Origin of the sequence: Arthrobacter sp. MMS18-M83 (assembly GCF_026683955.1) — a bacterium.
Lineage (GTDB): Bacteria > Actinomycetota > Actinomycetes > Actinomycetales > Micrococcaceae > Arthrobacter.
Map to the genome: position 1 here is coordinate 707,997 of NZ_CP113343.1, position 15,181 is coordinate 723,177.

Sequence of the window (15,181 nt, forward strand, 5' to 3'; positions counted from 1 at the left end):
TCGGAAGACGGCCTCATTGGTCTTTGGTAGCGGTTCGCGGGGATCCCGACGGCGGGTCGGAAGGTAGAACGTTCGGTTTAGCCCGTGCGGCGTGCCGTACGGCGTTTGCTCAGTTCGTCGTCCGGAAAGGGTTGTTCTGCCGCGTGCTCGCTCGGAAGGGCAGCGAGGCTGCCCTCGACTTCGCGCCACACCCGGCCAACTGCAATGCCGAAGACGCCCTGGCCTCCCTGGACCAGATCAATGACTTCGTCTGCAGAAGTACATTCATAAACGCTAGCGCCATCGCTCATGAGCGTGATCTGGGCCAGGTCTTCCACTCCGCGTTCGCGCAGGTGCTCGACGGCCGTGCGGATCTGCTGGAGGGACACGCCTGTGTCCAGGAGGCGCTTGACGACTTTGAGGACCAGGATGTCACGGAAACCATAGAGCCGCTGCGATCCGGAGCCAGCTGCGCCCCGCACAGCTGGCTCTACAAGTCCGGTGCGCGCCCAGTAGTCCAGTTGGCGGTAAGTGATCCCTGCTGCCTTGCACGCGGTGGGACCGCGGTAGCCGGCATCTTCATCCAGGACCGGAAGGTCCTCGGTGAAAAGCAGACCCTGGGCACCGCTTGCGGGGACAGCAACGCCTGCCGAGGCCTGCTTTAGCTCGCCTGCTTCGCCTTTGGGACTCACGTGACCCTCCTTGTCAGAAGTTCCCTTGGGGATGGTGCATATGGCGGCCAACACGAAAGGGAAATGCAGTCGTGTAATTTCAACGCGTCCGCACCTTTCAGTGTGACTTGCGCGGGTCCCGGATGCAACGAGAACTTGATACCTTCGACGTTAGGCGTGCCGAGGCCTGAGGTCAAAGACGTTCGGACCATTTTCAGGTCGTGTCGAAACTTTCACCCTCAACTTTAACCTTAGGTGGCCGTCAACCTTCGAAATCCTCAGGCTCCACGTCGTCCAGAAACTCCCGGAAACGGCGCAATTCACGCTCTTCGTCGACTTCGGGGCCGGGCTCGGTATCTTCGCCTTCATCGTGTTCGGTGATCCGGACTCCGGCTTCATCCATCACGGCATCGGCACACCAGATGCGGCATTTCGCCCGTAAGGCAAGCGCCAAGGCGTCGGACGCACGGGAACTGACCACTGTGCCGTCGTCGAACTGGAGCTGGCCGTAGAAGATGTTGTCCTCAACCGCCACGATATTCACGCTGATGATCGTGTGGCCTAGAGCCTCAACGACGTCGATCAGGAGATCGTGGGTCATGGGCCGGGGCGGCACCACACCCTGCTGGGCCAAGGCGATGGCGCTGGCTTCGGGCGTGCCGATCCAGATGGGAACATGGCGTTCCCCGTGCATCTCCCGCAGGAGAACCAGAGGCTGGTTTGAAGGCAGTTCAATCCGCACTCCAACAATCTCGACCTCGATCATCATGCTTCCATACGGGAGATACGGTCCTGCACCAAGGCACGGTGCAGGCTGAGGCAGAGTTCGCTGATTTCGCGGGCGGCTTCTGCCGCCCGCGACTGCGACGCCGCATCCTTGCGCGAGGTCAGCGGAGCAACGACCCGTTCCACCAGGCCGAATTCACGTTCGGCTGCGGCTTGGAAGGGCCGGAGGTGCCGGGGCTCAAGTCCATGGCTTTCAAGTTGGACACATGCCCGGGCCACTTGGAGGGCGTGTTCGTCGAATTTTCCATTGACCTGGCTGATGAGTCCGAAGCTGAGGAGGGACCGCAAAAGCGGGACGCTGGCTCCCGATTCCGTTCGAAGCTGTTCCTCGCTCAAGGCGCGTGCGTGGCCCTGCAATTCAGCGGCCAGTTCGTCTGAGACTATCCGGGGTGAAACGGAAACGCCGGGCGGAAGGTTTTCGGGACGCTCGCCGCGGTCGATCGCGTCCAGATAGTCCTTGATGACTTTGAGCGGCAGGTACTGGTCGCGCTGGAGCGCCAACACGAATCGCAAACGCTCGACGTCGCTCTCGGCATACTGCCGGTATCCGGCAGGAGTGCGCTTCGGATTGATCAGTCCCTTTTCCTCAAGAAAACGGATCTTGGATGCCGTCATGGTGGGAAAGTCGTCGCTGAGTTGAGCGAGGACCTCTCCGATGTTGAGGACCTGCGGTCCGCGCCGTTCCGGCTGGGCCATTGCCACAGGCGTACCCGGAATCAGTCTTGGCCTGCAGCGCGGGCAGGGCTCAGGTAGTAGGTGAGGCGGAACTTCCCGATCTGGACCTCGCTGCCATTCTTGAGCAGCACATTGTCAACCCGGTCTTGGTTGACATAGGTGCCGTTGAGGCTTCCCGTGTCCACCACTTCGAACCCCTCGGGGGTGCGCACGAACTCGACATGCTTACGCGAAACCGTCACATCATCCAGGAAGATGTCCGCATCCGGGTGGCGGCCGGCCGTGGTGGTGTCCGAGTCCAGGAGGAACCGCGCACCGGCGTTGGGGCCGGTGTGGGCAATCAGCAACGCCGATCCTGGAGGCAACGCTTGAACTGCCGCGCGCTCTTCGGGTGCCAATGGCGGGCGGACATCCGAGTCATGGTGCCGCACAGGCGTGAGGTGGATTGACGTGGTCTCCGACGTTGGCTGTCCTACTGCACCGTGCTCGTCCCGGGCTTGGTTCTGCTTGCCGCCAACCATGGAAATCCTCCTCATCCGCCAGCAATTGTTACGAACTGCCGGTTACGCATCTACCCGGTTCTGCCGGGCCAAACGGGTCGCTGGCCCGCCGCAACCGCTCCCCCGTTTCGAGGAGAACCGACTTGGCGGGCCAGATACCTTTTAGCCTACCTGTTGTTCGTACTCTGATGCACTGAGCAGGGTCTCGATGGCGTCAGCTTCCGAAAGCTTTACCTCGAACAGCCAACCGTCACCGTAGGGATCCGAGTTGATCAGGGCAGAGTCAGTATCGAGAGCCTCATTGCGGGAGACAATTTCGCCGCTGACCGGGGCGTAAATGTCGCTCACGCTCTTCGTGGACTCAACTTCACCCACGACGTCGTTTCCCTTCACCGTGGTGCCGGGCTCCGGCAGCTGGGCGTAGACAACGTCGCCGAGTGCATCCTGGGCGAAGTCCGTGATGCCGACGCGCACGACGCCGTCTGCATTCGGGGCACTGACCCATTCATGTTCGGCGGTGTAGGAAAGATCGGCAGGAATAATGCTCATGAGTCGCCTTTCATCGGGACATTACGGACCACGACGGCGGCCCGGAGGTCCGGCCACCGCTGAAAGTATAAGCACATACAGCCCTCCTCCCCACAGGTGTCTGGGATGATTGGAACCAGACTCGAGCCGCATAGTCCTGCAACGCCGTCGAAGGAGCGCGATCATGCCGGAACTGCCCGAACTCACTGCCCTGACCGATTTCTTGGACGAGCGGCTGTCCGGTGCACGGCTCACCCAGTTGCTACTGCCATCGGCGTTCGCCCTGAAGGTTGCTGAGGTTCCCTATGAATCGCTGATCGGGCGGACAATCGATTCCGTCGGTCGACACGGAAAATTCCTGGCCTTCAAAATCGCCCCTTCCGCTGAAGGACCTGCGGGAGGAGACTCAACAGAGCCGCTCTACCTGATCGTCAATTTCGCGAAGGCCGGCTGGCTGCGGTTCTCGGACAAGCCGCCCGGTGCCGAAGCCACTGGTGCGGGCGGCTATTTCGCCGCGCAGCTGGGCTTTTCGAACAGCGGCCACGATTATGGTGTCACCCTGACCGACGCAGGAGCGTGGAAGGGATTGGCCATCTTCATCGTTCGCCAGCCTGTGGAGGTCCATGGCATCGCGGAATTGGGACCGGATCCCCTCGACCTCGGCTTCGGCTTGGACGAGTTCAGCAGGCTCTTTCGCAACAGGCAGCAGATCAAAGGGATCCTGAAGAATCAGAAGCTCATGGCGGGCATCGGGAACGCCTATAGTGACGAAATCCTTCACGCAGCGAAGCTGTCTCCGGTCGCTACCGCCTCTTCCCTTGAGCCGGACGCAGTGGAACGTCTCTTCACAACGATGAAGGGCATTCTCAGTGGCGCCGTCCAGGAGTTCTCGGGAAAGAAACCCAGCGAGCTGAAGCCGGCAAAGAAAGCCTCCATGCGGGTGCACGGCCGGACCGGAGAGGCTTGCCCCGTCTGCGGGGACACCGTGCGGGAGGTTACTTTCGTGGGCACCTCGATGCAGTACTGCCCCACATGCCAGACCAACGGCAAGATCCTGGCCAAACGCGGTTCGGGCGACGACGGCTGATTCCCGACCGAAGCCCGCCACCCTTCTGTGGCGGGCTTCGGTGCGTTTCACTTAGGGGACCGGCGACTCTTCCGGTTCGCGTACGACGTCGGGGGCTACTTGCCGTGGGGAAGCAGCCTGCGCGGCTCCCCCGCCCCGTGCGGCCCCAGCGGCCGCGATCATCACGAGAAGGGCCGCGACGGTGATGGCGGCCCCGGCCCAGATGGGCGAGGTGTAGCCCAAGCCCATGGTGATGGTGACGCCGCCCAGCCAGGCACCGAGGGCGTTGCCAAAGTTGAAGGCGCCGATATTCGCGCCGGAGGCAAGGGTGGGCGCGGTGGTGGCAAAGTGCATGACGCGCATCTGCAGGCCCGGGACTGTGGCGAAGCCGAATCCACCCATGAGCGCCAGCGAGAACAGGGTGGCCACAGGGCTCGCGGCGGTGAGTGCGAAGAAGACGAGCACCAGCACCAGGCCCGCAAGGATGACCACAAGGGTTTTGTCGATGGATTTGTCGGCCGCCTTGCCGCCGGCAATATTGCCGACGAACAGTCCGGCGCCAAACAGGACCAGGAGCCACGGGACGGCGCGGGGATCAAATCCGGAGACTTCGGTCAGGGTGAAGGCGATGTAGGTGAAGGCGCCGAACATGCCGCCAAAGCCAAGGAGGGTGACGATGATGGAGAGCCACACCTGACCGGACTTGAAGGCACCAAGCTCACGGCGGAGGCTGCTGGTAGCGGCGCCCTCCTTGGTGCGCGGGACCATGAGGGCAATGCCGACGAGCGCCACAACACCGATGATGGTGATGGCCCAAAAGGTGGAACGCCAGCCGAGGTTCTGGCCGAGGAAGGTGCCGAAGGGCACGCCCAGCACGTTGGCGGCAGTGAGGCCGGTGAACATGATGGCGATGGCTCCAGCCTTCTTGTGGGCCGGGACCAGGCCGGCTGCGACCACGGAGCCGATGCCGAAGAAGGCTCCGTGACAGAGGGCTGCGACGACTCGCCCGATCAGCATGGCCGGGTAGCTGTCCGCGATGGCGGAGAGGAAGTTGCCGGCGATGAACAGAACAAGAAGCCCGATCAGCACGGGCTTACGGGGCAAGCGCGTCACGGCCGCTGTAACCAGGAGGGCTCCGACAACGACGCTGAGCGCGTAGCCGGTGATGAACCAGCCGGCGGCTGCTTCGCTGACTCTGAAGTCGGTGGCGATCTCGGGCAAGAGGCCCATGATGACGAACTCGGTCAAGCCAATGCCGAATCCGCCCAGGGCAAGGGCGATCAACCCTGCGGGCATGTTGTGCTCCTTTGTGGGGATGGATTCCCGTGAGACTGGAAGTGCGTCGCCGAGAACCGTAGAATATTAGTTGCAGACGCTGTATATATAGTTGCATACGCCATCTATTTGCGCAAGCAACTACTTTGAACGCATCTGGTTATCTTCATCAATGGCAGGAGTTACGGGAGACATGGGCATCAAGGACGACGCCGTTGAGGTGCGCGCACAGGGGTGGCGGACTCTCGCTGCGCTGCATGGCAACATCGAGACAGCGCTCGAGAAGGCGTTGCAGTCGGCCGCGGATCTTTCGGTGGTCGAATACACCGTGCTGGACGCGCTGAGCCGCCAGGACGGCTGGCACATGCGCATGCAACAGCTGGCCAGGGCGACTGCACTATCCAGCAGCGCCACCACTCGGCTGGTGAACCGGCTCGAGGACCGTGCGCTGCTGACCAGGATCCTGTGCGCAGACGACCGGCGCGGGATTTACACCGAACTTACTGAGGCCGGCCAGAAGTTATTGCTGGCGGCGAGGCCGGTACACGACGAAACACTGGCCGAGTCCCTGGCTGCCGCAGAATTGGTGCCGGAGCTTGAGCCGCTGGTCAAGGCGCTGGGGGCGCTGCAGGGGGTCTGAGGCTTTGCCTTGTTTCGTGGGGCGCGCGCCCTGCGTCGTGCGGTGGCGTGCAGCGGCGCCCGCCCCGCGGCGGGGCGTCAGACTTTCTTGACGACGCTGGATTTGAGCTGCATGGGGCCGAAGCCATCCACTTTGCAGTCAATGTCGTGATCCCCCACGCCGTTCACGAGGCGTATGTTGCGGACCTTTGTGCCGACCTTAATGGCCGTAGCGCTCCCCTTGACCTTGAGATCCTTGATCACGCTGACGGTATCGCCGTCCGCGAGCACGTTGCCGACGGCGTCCTTGATCTCCGTCGACTCTGACTCCGCTTCATCGGACGCGGCCTGCGACCATTCGTGGGCGCACTCGGGGCAAACCAGCAAGGCGCCCATCTCGTAGGTGTATTCGCTGGCGCATTCGGGGCAAGGGGGAAGGATTTCGCTCACCGTCCAATGATAGACGGGGTGGCCGTGCACCGGTCTCGGCGCTTGGCTCGGCCTCGCCCTGTCTGACATGGACGACGCGCATCTCGTTTGACGACACCCATCTTGACCCCGGACTCCGGAATACACGCGTCCCATGTCCGTTTCCGAGTCGTGGATCGGTTTCCGCGTCACGGGTCCTTTGCGGCGTCGACCGCGATCAGGCAGCATCCTGGAACAAGCAACTTAAACGCAAGAGTCCCGGGAACCCTTAGGCTCCCGGGACTCTGTTATCGATACCTTGCGGTCGGGCTGACAGGATTTGAACCTGCGACCCCTTGACCCCCAGTCAAGTGCGCTACCAAGCTGCGCTACAGCCCGTCAGTTCTGCCGTTCTCCGCCTAGATTTTCACCTAAGCAGTCCGGCCGAACCACCTCAAAAAGCTTACACGATGTTCGAGGTTTCCAATGACACCTCGGCGGGTGTCACCTGTGATGCGCGTCTCAATTAGCGCTTCTTGCCGCGCTTTTCGCGGACGCGCATGTTGACCTCGATCGGCGTGCCGTCGAAGCCAAAGGTTTCGCGCAGGCGACGGGTGATGAATCGGCGGTATCCGGGGTCCAGGAAGCCCGTGGTGAAGAGCACGAACTTCGGCGGACGGCTGGATGCCTGGGTGCCGAACAGGATGCGCGGCTGCTTGCCGCCACGGACCGGGTGCGGGTGGGCAGCCACGAGCTCGCCCAGGAACGCGTTGAGGCGTCCTGTGGGGATGCGCTTGTCCCAGCTCTCCAAGGCGAGGTCCAATGCGGGTACCAGGCGGTCTTTGTGCCAGCCGGTCTTGGCCGAGATGTTGACGCGCGGGGCCCACTCCACGTGTGCCAGGTCCTGCTCGATTTCACGCTCAAGGTAGCGGCGACGTTCGTCGTCGAGCAGGTCCCACTTGTTGAACGCGAGCACCAGCGCGCGGCCCGACTCGATCGCCAACTGGAGGATGCGGACGTCCTGTTCGCTGAGGACTTCGTCAACGGCGAGGAGCACGACGGCGACCTCCGCCTTTTCGAGCGCGGCCTGCGTACGCAGGGAAGCGTAGAAGTCTGCGCCCTGGGCCATGTGCTGGCGGCGGCGGATGCCTGCCGTGTCCACGAAGCGCCAGGTGCGGCCGCCGAGTTCGATGAACTCGTCCACGGGGTCGCGGGTGGTCCCGGCGAGGGTATCAACCACAACGCGCTCGGAGCCCGCCAACTTGTTCAGCAAGGAGGACTTGCCGACGTTCGGACGGCCGATGAGGGCAATACGGCGGGGTCCGCCGGAGCGCTCCACACCTTCCACCGTGGAGAACTCGGGCAAGGTATCCATGACGTGGTCCAGGAGGTCGGCAACGCCGCGTCCATGAAGGGCGGACACGGGGTACGGCTCGCCGAAGCCAAGGCCCCAGAGCGCGGCTGAGTCGGCTTCCTGCGCAAAGTCATCAACCTTGTTGGCCACCATGATGACCGGCTTCTTGGACTTGCGCAGCATCTTCATGACGCCTTCGTCCGTCGCGGTTGCGCCGACGGCGGAGTCCACCACGAAGAGCACGGCGTCAGCGAGTTCCACGGCCATCTCGGCCTGCTCGGCGACGCGGGCGTGGATGCCCCTGGCGTCGTGCTCCCAGCCACCGGTGTCCACCAGTGTGAAGTTGCGTCCGTTCCAGTGTGCCGAGTACATGACACGGTCACGGGTGACGCCCGGGGTGTCCTCGACGACTGCCTCGCGGCGGCCAAGGATTCGGTTCACCAGGGTGGACTTGCCGACGTTCGGGCGTCCAATGATGGCCAGTACCGGGTCAAGCTTGAGCGGACCGTCTTCGCCTTCGTCGTCGTAGAGCCCGCTCAGCAGCGCTGCGTCGTCCTCGTCGAGGTCATAGTCGTCCAGGCCTGCCCGGAGGGAGGCTGCACGAAGTTCGGCTTCATCGTCGTCCAGGGCGGCGAGGTGTTCAGCCACCTGGTCGGTGCCGGTGGGCGTGTATTCGTCGTCGCCGGCTCCGATGTTGCCGGATTTTTGAGTCGTATCGCTCATTGCACTTTCCTTAGTGGTGATCTGCCGGCGTCCCGGCTACTTCTTCTTGGCGGTGCTGCATTGGCTGTGGGCCGGTTCATTTAGTCCCCCGGAAGGGACTGACCGGTGGTCTTGACGGCATCCTGGACGTGTCCAGCCAGCGCAGCGCGGATCTCCGCAGCCGCCCTGTCCATTGAAACACGCCCCGACTCGCCATTTCTGCGGGTCACATTGAAGGGAGCTCCGAAACTGACATGCAGGCGGCGGCGCGGCCTCGGAATGGAATCACGGTGTTCGTCTCCGATCCGCGTTCCGAGGATCGCCACCGGAATGACCGTGGCCCCGGACATCAGGGCGAGCCACGCAACGCCGTTGCTGATGCTGCCGGCGGTGCCGCTCCCCCGAGTTCCTTCAGGGAGAATCCCGACGCAACGGCCGGCGTCGAGCACTTGCTTTCCGAGCTGGAGCGCCGCGCGGTCGCCGGAACGGTCAACGGAAATCTGCCCCGAAGCACGGAGCACACGTCCCAGGAAACCCTTGAACATCTCCTTCTTGACCAGGATGTGCATGGGCCGCGGAGCAGCGCCGAACATCACCGGCCCGTCCAGGAAGCTGATGTGGTTGCCCGCGAAAATGACCGGACCGGACTTGGGAACGTTGGAGCGCCCCGTGATCGCGGTCCGGTACAGGACATGATCAAGCAGCCAGCCCACAGGCCGGCTCCAGAGCATGGTCCAGCGTGCCGGGAGGCGGGTTTCAGTCACCGTAGATGACCTTACCCACAATGTTCAGTGCTGTTTCGACCGTTTCTTCGAAGTCCAGGTCCGAGGAATCAAGGGCGACGACGCCGTCGGCCGCCTGCGTGAAGTTCACCACAGTGGAGTCTTTGGCGTCGCGGTGGATCACTTGGGCGGCGAGTTGCTCTTTGCTCTGCGTTCCGCCGAGCTGGAGGCCGCGGCGCCGCAGCCGGGCTTCCTCGCTTGCGGTCAGCAGCATGCGGACCTCCGCGTTGGGCGCGACGACGGTGGTGATGTCCCGCCCTTCCACCACCATGCGGCGGTGGTGCTTTTCGATCAGCTGGCGCTGGCGGCGAATCAATTCGTTGCGGGCACCCAAGGTGGTTGCCACCGCGCTGACGGACGACGAAATCCTGGGCTCGCGGATTTCCTCCGTGATGTCCACTCCGGCAACGCTGACGTACTCGGCGTTGGCGCTGGTGCTAAGTTCCAGCGGCAGATCCTTCGAGGCTTGCTCGACGGCGGCACTATCCGTGAGGTCGATGCCGGTCTTGAGGCAGTACCAAGTCAATGCACGGTACATGGCACCCGTGTCCAGGTAGGCGAGCTTCAAGCGCCGGGCAACTTCCTTGCTGACGCTGGACTTGCCGGAGCCGGACGGGCCGTCGATGGCGACAACGAGTGGCTTGCCCGGGCGTACTACGGTCTCCGGGCCGAAAAGGTCACGTGTCATTACTGGAGTACCCGCCATCCACGGTCGGTCAAGGCTTCAACAAGGAGGTCATGCTTGTTGGGCATGACGGAAAGTTCCACCATGCCAACGTTCTGCCCGGACGAGTGATCCAGACGGAGGTCTTCGACATTGACGCCGATCTCACCGATCTCCGTCAGCAGCCTGGCAATCTGCCCGGGCCTGTCGTCTACCAGAACTGTAAGCCATGAATATGCCTGCGGGGGTCCGCCATGCTTCCCCGGGATCCTGGCCTGCCCGGCGTTGCCCTCGCTGATGAGTTGCGCAAGGTCCAGGCGGGCACCGGGGGCCGTGGGATCCTCCAAGGTACCGATCAAACGGTTGAGGTCCTCACGGACACCATGGAGAATATCCACCATCTTGGCCGCGTTGTTGCCAAGGATCTGCACCCAGAGGGTGGGATCGCTGGCAGCAATCCTGGTGGTGTCCCGCAGCCCGTTGCCCGCCAAGGACAGCGCATGAAGGGGCGTTCCCTGCAAGCGGCTGGCGAGAAGCGATGACATCACCTGGGGCAAATGGGACACCAAAGCAACAGCTTCATCGTGTTCCTCCGCCGTGAACTGGGAAACTATTGCCCCCAGGTCCCCGGCAAGGGAACGCGCGGTCTGAAGCGCATCGGCGCTGGTCTCCTCGGACGGACAAAGGACCCACGGCATGGAGGTGAAGAGCTCGCCACGGGCGGCAACCGGCCCGGACTTCTCGCGCCCAGCCATCGGGTGCGTCCCGACGTAGCGGGACATGTCCACCCCACGGCCCCGGAGGTCAGCCTGGATTGCCAGCTTGACGCTGGCAATGTCCACTACGACGGCCTCCGGGTATTCGCCCAGGGCACGCTGAACGACGTCGGCAGTCACATCCGGCGGCGCGGCAACGACAACCAGCTGTGGAGAGGCGTCGAGCTCCGACAACGGCCTGCCCGCACCGATATCCACGGCGACGGCCTGGTTGGTTGGCGAGGTGTCCGAAAGGAACACGGAGACACCCCGGCCACGCAGGCCGAGACCGATGCTGGCTCCGAGCAGGCCGGTGCCGAAAACGACCACCGGCCCGTCAAGGTGGCCCCGGCCGTGCGAGTGGAATGCCGACATTCCTTACAGTCCTACGGAGGCCAGGAGGTGTCCGACTTCCTGCTTGCCGAGGTTGCGGATGCTGCCCTGTCGCTGGTCACCCAGGCCGATGGGACCGATCTTGACGCGTACGAGGCGCAGCACGGGGAAACCCACGGCTTCGAACAAACGGCGAACAATACGGTTCTTGCCGGAGTGCAGCACAACCTCGATCAGCACGTGGCCCGGAGTGGAATCCACGAGCTTGAAGGAGTCGACGGAAGCAATGCCGTCTTCGAGCTCGATGCCGGCCTTCAGCTGCGCACCGACACCCTGCGGGAACGGACCACGGACCTGTACCAGGTACGTCTTGGGCACCTCATAGGAGGGATGCGTCAAGCGGTTGGCAAGTTCGCCGTCGTTGGTCAGCAGCAGCAGGCCCTCGGTGGCGACATCAAGGCGGCCCACGTGGAAGAGGCGCTCACCCTTGTTCTTGGCGGACTTGAGGAAGTCGCTGATGCAGGGACGACCCTCGGGATCTTCCATGGTGGAGACGACGCCCTTGGGCTTGTTGAACACCATGTAGAGCATGGTGTCATCGAGCTGGATACGAATGCCGTCGACGTGGATCACGGCAGACGTCGGGTCCACGCGCATGCCAAGCTCGGTGGTGAGCTGGCCGTTGACCTCGACGCGGCCTTCCTGGATCATTTCCTCGCAAACACGGCGGGAAGCCACGCCAGCCTGGGCCATGACCTTCTGCAGGCGAACGCCATCAGCGTCGTGCTGCTCGGACTGAAGAACTTCGCCGCGGCGTCCGCGGGGCTTGCGGATCGGACCAAGGTTCTGGCCGAAGCGCTCACTGCCGAAGGCGCGGGAAGCATACTGTTTCTTGTTGCTGGCCTTCGGCTTCAACGCGCCCGGCGTACCCGGAGCCTTGCCGAAGCCGGGCTTGTTGGAGCCTGGCTTACGGGGGGCCTTTGCCGGCCTCGCGTCTTCACGGCGCTCGTAGCCTCCCACCGAGGTGGGGTTGTCCGGATCAAAGGGGCGCTCTTCACGCGGACGGGTTGGCTTGAAGGGGCGGTCTCCGCCCGGGGAGAAGCTGCGCTTGCTGCCTCCGGAAGCGCCGCCTGCACGGCCTGCGCCTCCGCGGCCGGCGCCGAAGCCGCTGCCTCCTGCGCGGCCAGCGCTACTGCGGCCTGAGTCTTGCGACTCATTGCGTCCGGAACCGTTTCGTCCCGAACTATTACGTGGTGAACCCTGGCGTCCCGCCTGTGTCATGACCCGTCCTTTTGTTATTGTGGCCGGCTTGTTCTTTCTCAACATTAGCCAGCCGGACAGAGAATATCTGCCCTGTGAACTCTGCCCGCTACTAGCCGGGCGTTGGTAGATCCTTGCAATATCGAGTTGTTTCTCGCTGCCCTGCCTGCGGCCTGCTTGCGTCCCGCGATTACATGCGTTCGGCGTCGAAGAACTCCTCGATCCCCTCCAACCCCGGAAGGTGGGGGACAATTGAGGCAGTTCCGCCACCGAGCCAATGCCCATTCGCTCGAGGAAGTACGAGGTAGTCCGGTAAAGGATGGCCCCCGACTCAGGATCGGTACCTGAGTCCTCGATCAGCCCGCGTTGGACAAGGGTCCGTACGACCGAATCGACATTGACGCCGCGGATAGCCGACACCCGCGCCCTGGAAACCGGCTGCCGGTACGCGATGACCGCCATGGTTTCGAGAGCTGCCTGCGTCAGCCGCGCGGTCTGGCCTTCGAGAACGAACCTGACCACGACGTCGGCAAATTCCGCGCGTGAATAGATCCGCCACCCTCCGGCAACGTTCCGCAACTCAAAACCCCGGGGTGCAGCGCTGGCACTTGCATCGGTGTGCAAGTCATCAGCGTCCCTGCCCGGGGCTTTAACAGTATAGCCGCTATACTCCTGCTTCAGTCCCGCCAGTAAATCCTCGACGACGGCGACCGTCACGTTGAGCCCGGCGGCGAGCTCTTCCGCGGTGGCCGGTTCGTCGATCACCATTAGGACGGCTTCCAGAGCCGCACGGGCGCCACCGGGTAGGCCTTCCAGCTCGGCGAGGCCGTCCCCGCCTGTCTCCTGCTCGCTCACAGCGGCTCCTCTGCTTGGTCGATAGTGTCGGCGTCTGTTTCGGCGGCGACGTCCGGTTCATGGTCGACAGGGCCGGACTCGTACTCGTCGCTCAAGCTGTCGCTGCTCCAGCCTTCGGGCCGCCCGGTCCATCGCACTGTGAGTTCAGCGAGGGGACCCGGCTGTTCAAAGGCCACGACGCGGTCGCGGAACAGCTCCAGGAGCGCCAGGAACCGGGCGACGACAACTAGCGTGGACTCCGCGTCGGCTATGAGGGCCCTGAAGGACTGTGGCAGGCCGCGTTGCAGCCGGTACCCGAGGATCTCGGCCTGTTCCTTGACGCTGACGGGCGTTCCGTGGAGGTGGTCGAGCCCGACTTCCTCGGGCGTGTTGTCCTTCGGCGCCAGGGTCTTGGCAGCAAGCGCAGCGAATTGCTCAGGCGTGTGGCGCCAGATCAGTTCGGGCAGCAACGCCGCAAAATGCCCTTCCAGTGCAACTTGCCGCGGGAAGCGCCGGGCTTCGGACTCCAAAGTGCCGGACATGATCGCGGCCACCTGCTTGAAAGCCTTGTACTGCAAAAGCCGGGCGAAGAGGAGATCCCGGGCTTCCAGCAAGGCGATGTCCTCGGCATCTTCGACTTCGCCGGCCGGCAGGAGCCTTGCGGCCTTGAGGTCCAGGAGCGTCGCGGCAATGACCAGGAATTCGCTGGCTTCATCCAGCGCCCAGTCCTCCCCCAGTTCCTGAAGGCGCCGGATGTACTTGATGAACTCGTCCGTGACGGTGGCCAGTGCAACTTCCGTGATGTCCAGTTTGTGCTTTGAGATCAAGCCGAGCAGGAGATCGAAGGGCCCGGTGAAGTTCGCCAGCCGTACCTCGAAGCCGGCCTTCCGCGCGGTGGGCGGGACTCCGGCGTCGTCCGCGCCGCTTGCGGAGGAGGACGACGGCGGGGCGACACCGGACTGTGCGAGCTGGGCGGGCTGGGCCGCAGGGGTGAGTGGCTCTGCCACGCCGGCTAGGGCGCGCCGCCGCGCGAAATCAGTTCCTTGGCCAAACGACGGTAGGCGTCGGCACCAATGTGGTTTCCGGCGTAGCTGGTGATGGGCTCCGCGGCAACCGTGGCGTCGGCGAACTTGATGGAGCGCTTGATGACGGTCTCGAAGACCTTTTCTCCGAACGCCTCCACCAGGCGCGAGATGACTTCACGGCTGTGCAAAGTGCGGGCGTCGTACATCGTGGCGAGCACGCCGTCCACCTGCAGGCGCGGGTTCAGCCGATCCTGGACCTTTTCGATCGTTTCGACGAGCAGGGCAACGGCGCGAAGTGCGAAGAATTCGCAGATCAGCGGAATGATGACGCCATGCGCGGCCGTCAGGGCATTGACCGTCAGGAGGCCCAGGGACGGCTGGCAGTCGATGAGGACAACGTCGTAGTCGTCCTCGACGCTCTTGAGGGCGCGGTCCAGCACTTGCTCGCGGGCCACCTCGTTGACCAGCTGGACTTCGGCGGCGGAGAGGTCGATGTTTGCCGGCAGGAGGTCGATGCCTTCGACGCCGGTCTTCTGGATGGCGTCGCGGATGTCCACTTTGCGGTCCATGAGTACGTTGTAGACAGTGAGGTCGAGCTCGTGCGGGTTCGCACCCAGGCCCGCGGAAAGGGCTCCCTGCGGATCAAAATCTACGAGCAGGACGCGCCGGCCGAATTCTGCGAGCGCAGCGGCCAGGTTGATGGTTGACGTGGTCTTGCCCACGCCACCCTTTTGGTTGACCATGGCGATGACCCGGGCCGGACCATGGGAGGCCAGCGGCGCGGGTTCAGGGAAGTCGCGGTGCGGGCGGCCCGTGGGCCCCATGACGGCGTCTTCCAGATCGAAATCCGTGTCCTCCAGCGTAGTTGCTCCCCGTTCGCTGCTCACGTATCTATCCACTCTCTCCACGACGGCCATTTCCTGCGACTGTTTCCAGCACCAGCACTGCTCCCCACCTAGGCTACAG

At 63.5% G+C, this 15,181-nt stretch carries 16 protein-coding genes, 1 tRNA gene and 1 pseudogene; 2 read left to right on the forward strand and 16 right to left on the reverse strand.

What is annotated here, in order from left to right; translation table 11 throughout:
• Window positions 1-77 precede the first annotated feature (77 nt).
• From OW521_RS03330 to gcvH, 5 genes are all read right to left on the reverse strand, one after another.
• Complete coding sequence (locus tag OW521_RS03330; protein ID WP_323054716.1) at window positions 78-671, reverse strand: MerR family transcriptional regulator; 594 nt, start codon at window positions 669-671, stop codon at window positions 78-80.
• Between the two features lie 241 nt (window positions 672-912).
• Window positions 913-1,416: a bifunctional nuclease family protein gene (locus tag OW521_RS03335; protein ID WP_184739384.1), complete on the reverse strand. Its 504-nt coding sequence runs from the start codon at window positions 1,414-1,416 to the stop codon at window positions 913-915.
• Complete coding sequence (ftsR, locus tag OW521_RS03340; RefSeq protein ID WP_268022938.1) at window positions 1,416-2,132, reverse strand: transcriptional regulator FtsR; 717 nt, start codon at window positions 2,130-2,132, stop codon at window positions 1,416-1,418. Before ftsR ends, OW521_RS03335 begins: the two co-directional genes overlap by 1 nt.
• Before the next feature lie 20 nt (window positions 2,133-2,152).
• Window positions 2,153-2,632, reverse strand: coding sequence for an FHA domain-containing protein (locus OW521_RS03345; protein ID WP_268022940.1), 480 nt, complete (start codon window positions 2,630-2,632; stop codon window positions 2,153-2,155).
• Window positions 2,633-2,773: 141 nt separating this feature from the next.
• Window positions 2,774-3,160, reverse strand: a complete 387-nt coding sequence (gcvH, locus tag OW521_RS03350; protein WP_265979079.1) for a glycine cleavage system protein GcvH — start codon at window positions 3,158-3,160, stop codon at window positions 2,774-2,776.
• Between the two features lie 163 nt (window positions 3,161-3,323).
• Here gcvH and OW521_RS03355 point away from each other — a divergent pair, with 163 nt between their 5' ends.
• On the forward strand, window positions 3,324-4,226 hold the full coding sequence (locus OW521_RS03355) for a DNA-formamidopyrimidine glycosylase family protein (RefSeq protein WP_268022943.1): 903 nt from the start codon (window positions 3,324-3,326) through the stop codon (window positions 4,224-4,226).
• Between the two features lie 51 nt (window positions 4,227-4,277).
• Here the strand turns inward: OW521_RS03355 and OW521_RS03360 are convergent, their stop codons facing one another.
• Window positions 4,278-5,501, reverse strand: a complete 1,224-nt coding sequence (locus tag OW521_RS03360; RefSeq protein ID WP_268022945.1) for an MFS transporter — start codon at window positions 5,499-5,501, stop codon at window positions 4,278-4,280.
• A 172-nt stretch (window positions 5,502-5,673) separates the two neighbouring features.
• Here OW521_RS03360 and OW521_RS03365 point away from each other — a divergent pair, with 172 nt between their 5' ends.
• Window positions 5,674-6,120: a MarR family winged helix-turn-helix transcriptional regulator gene (locus OW521_RS03365; RefSeq protein ID WP_268022946.1), complete on the forward strand. Its 447-nt coding sequence runs from the start codon at window positions 5,674-5,676 to the stop codon at window positions 6,118-6,120.
• 77 nt (window positions 6,121-6,197) lie between these two features.
• On the opposite strand, the gene OW521_RS03370 is transcribed toward OW521_RS03365, so the two are convergent.
• From OW521_RS03370 to OW521_RS03415, 10 genes and pseudogenes are all read right to left on the reverse strand, one after another.
• Window positions 6,198-6,548, reverse strand: a complete 351-nt coding sequence (locus OW521_RS03370) for a zinc ribbon domain-containing protein YjdM (RefSeq protein ID WP_326494000.1) — start codon at window positions 6,546-6,548, stop codon at window positions 6,198-6,200.
• Window positions 6,549-6,831: 283 nt separating this feature from the next.
• Window positions 6,832-6,905, reverse strand: a tRNA-Pro gene (locus tag OW521_RS03375).
• A 127-nt stretch (window positions 6,906-7,032) separates the two neighbouring features.
• Window positions 7,033-8,583 (reverse strand): ribosome biogenesis GTPase Der, encoded by a 1,551-nt coding sequence (gene der / locus OW521_RS03380; RefSeq protein ID WP_268022948.1) that lies wholly within the window; start codon window positions 8,581-8,583, stop codon window positions 7,033-7,035.
• A gap of 80 nt (window positions 8,584-8,663) precedes the next feature.
• Entirely contained in the window at window positions 8,664-9,293 is a 630-nt protein-coding gene (locus tag OW521_RS03385; RefSeq protein WP_268025663.1) for a lysophospholipid acyltransferase family protein, read from the reverse strand.
• A gap of 25 nt (window positions 9,294-9,318) precedes the next feature.
• Entirely contained in the window at window positions 9,319-10,032 is a 714-nt protein-coding gene (gene cmk, locus OW521_RS03390) for a (d)CMP kinase (RefSeq protein ID WP_268022950.1), read from the reverse strand.
• Window positions 10,032-11,138 (reverse strand): prephenate dehydrogenase, encoded by a 1,107-nt coding sequence (locus OW521_RS03395; protein ID WP_268022952.1) that lies wholly within the window; start codon window positions 11,136-11,138, stop codon window positions 10,032-10,034. Before OW521_RS03395 ends, cmk begins: the two co-directional genes overlap by 1 nt.
• 3 nt (window positions 11,139-11,141) lie before the next feature.
• Window positions 11,142-12,377 (reverse strand): pseudouridine synthase, encoded by a 1,236-nt coding sequence (locus tag OW521_RS03400; RefSeq protein WP_268022954.1) that lies wholly within the window; start codon window positions 12,375-12,377, stop codon window positions 11,142-11,144.
• A 169-nt stretch (window positions 12,378-12,546) separates the two neighbouring features.
• Window positions 12,547-13,211 (reverse strand): annotated as a pseudogene (scpB, locus tag OW521_RS03405) (SMC-Scp complex subunit ScpB).
• On the reverse strand, window positions 13,208-14,056 hold the full coding sequence (locus OW521_RS03410) for a segregation and condensation protein A (RefSeq protein ID WP_268025665.1): 849 nt from the start codon (window positions 14,054-14,056) through the stop codon (window positions 13,208-13,210). The pseudogene scpB and the gene OW521_RS03410 overlap by 4 nt, the downstream one beginning before the upstream one ends.
• A 146-nt stretch (window positions 14,057-14,202) precedes the next feature.
• Window positions 14,203-15,102: a ParA family protein gene (locus OW521_RS03415; RefSeq protein ID WP_268022956.1), complete on the reverse strand. Its 900-nt coding sequence runs from the start codon at window positions 15,100-15,102 to the stop codon at window positions 14,203-14,205.
• Window positions 15,103-15,181 lie beyond the last annotated feature (79 nt).

Excerpts from the sequence above, each read along its gene's own strand:
- OW521_RS03335 (WP_184739384.1), bottom strand. The coding sequence starts at position 1,416 with ATGATCGAGGTCGAGATTGTTGGAGTGCGGATTGAACTGCCTTCAAAC.
- ftsR (WP_268022938.1), bottom strand. The coding sequence starts at position 2,132 with ATGGCCCAGCCGGAACGGCGCGGACCGCAGGTCCTCAACATCGGAGAG.
- OW521_RS03345 (WP_268022940.1), bottom strand. The coding sequence starts at position 2,632 with ATGGTTGGCGGCAAGCAGAACCAAGCCCGGGACGAGCACGGTGCAGTA.
- gcvH (WP_265979079.1), bottom strand. The coding sequence starts at position 3,160 with ATGAGCATTATTCCTGCCGATCTTTCCTACACCGCCGAACATGAATGG.
- OW521_RS03355 (WP_268022943.1), top strand. The coding sequence starts at position 3,324 with ATGCCGGAACTGCCCGAACTCACTGCCCTGACCGATTTCTTGGACGAG.
- OW521_RS03360 (WP_268022945.1), bottom strand. The coding sequence starts at position 5,501 with ATGCCCGCAGGGTTGATCGCCCTTGCCCTGGGCGGATTCGGCATTGGC.
- OW521_RS03365 (WP_268022946.1), top strand. The coding sequence starts at position 5,674 with ATGGGCATCAAGGACGACGCCGTTGAGGTGCGCGCACAGGGGTGGCGG.
- der (WP_268022948.1), bottom strand. The coding sequence starts at position 8,583 with ATGAGCGATACGACTCAAAAATCCGGCAACATCGGAGCCGGCGACGAC.
- OW521_RS03385 (WP_268025663.1), bottom strand. The coding sequence starts at position 9,293 with ATGCTCTGGAGCCGGCCTGTGGGCTGGCTGCTTGATCATGTCCTGTAC.
- cmk (WP_268022950.1), bottom strand. The coding sequence starts at position 10,032 with ATGACACGTGACCTTTTCGGCCCGGAGACCGTAGTACGCCCGGGCAAG.
- OW521_RS03395 (WP_268022952.1), bottom strand. The coding sequence starts at position 11,138 with ATGTCGGCATTCCACTCGCACGGCCGGGGCCACCTTGACGGGCCGGTG.
- OW521_RS03400 (WP_268022954.1), bottom strand. The coding sequence starts at position 12,377 with ATGACACAGGCGGGACGCCAGGGTTCACCACGTAATAGTTCGGGACGA.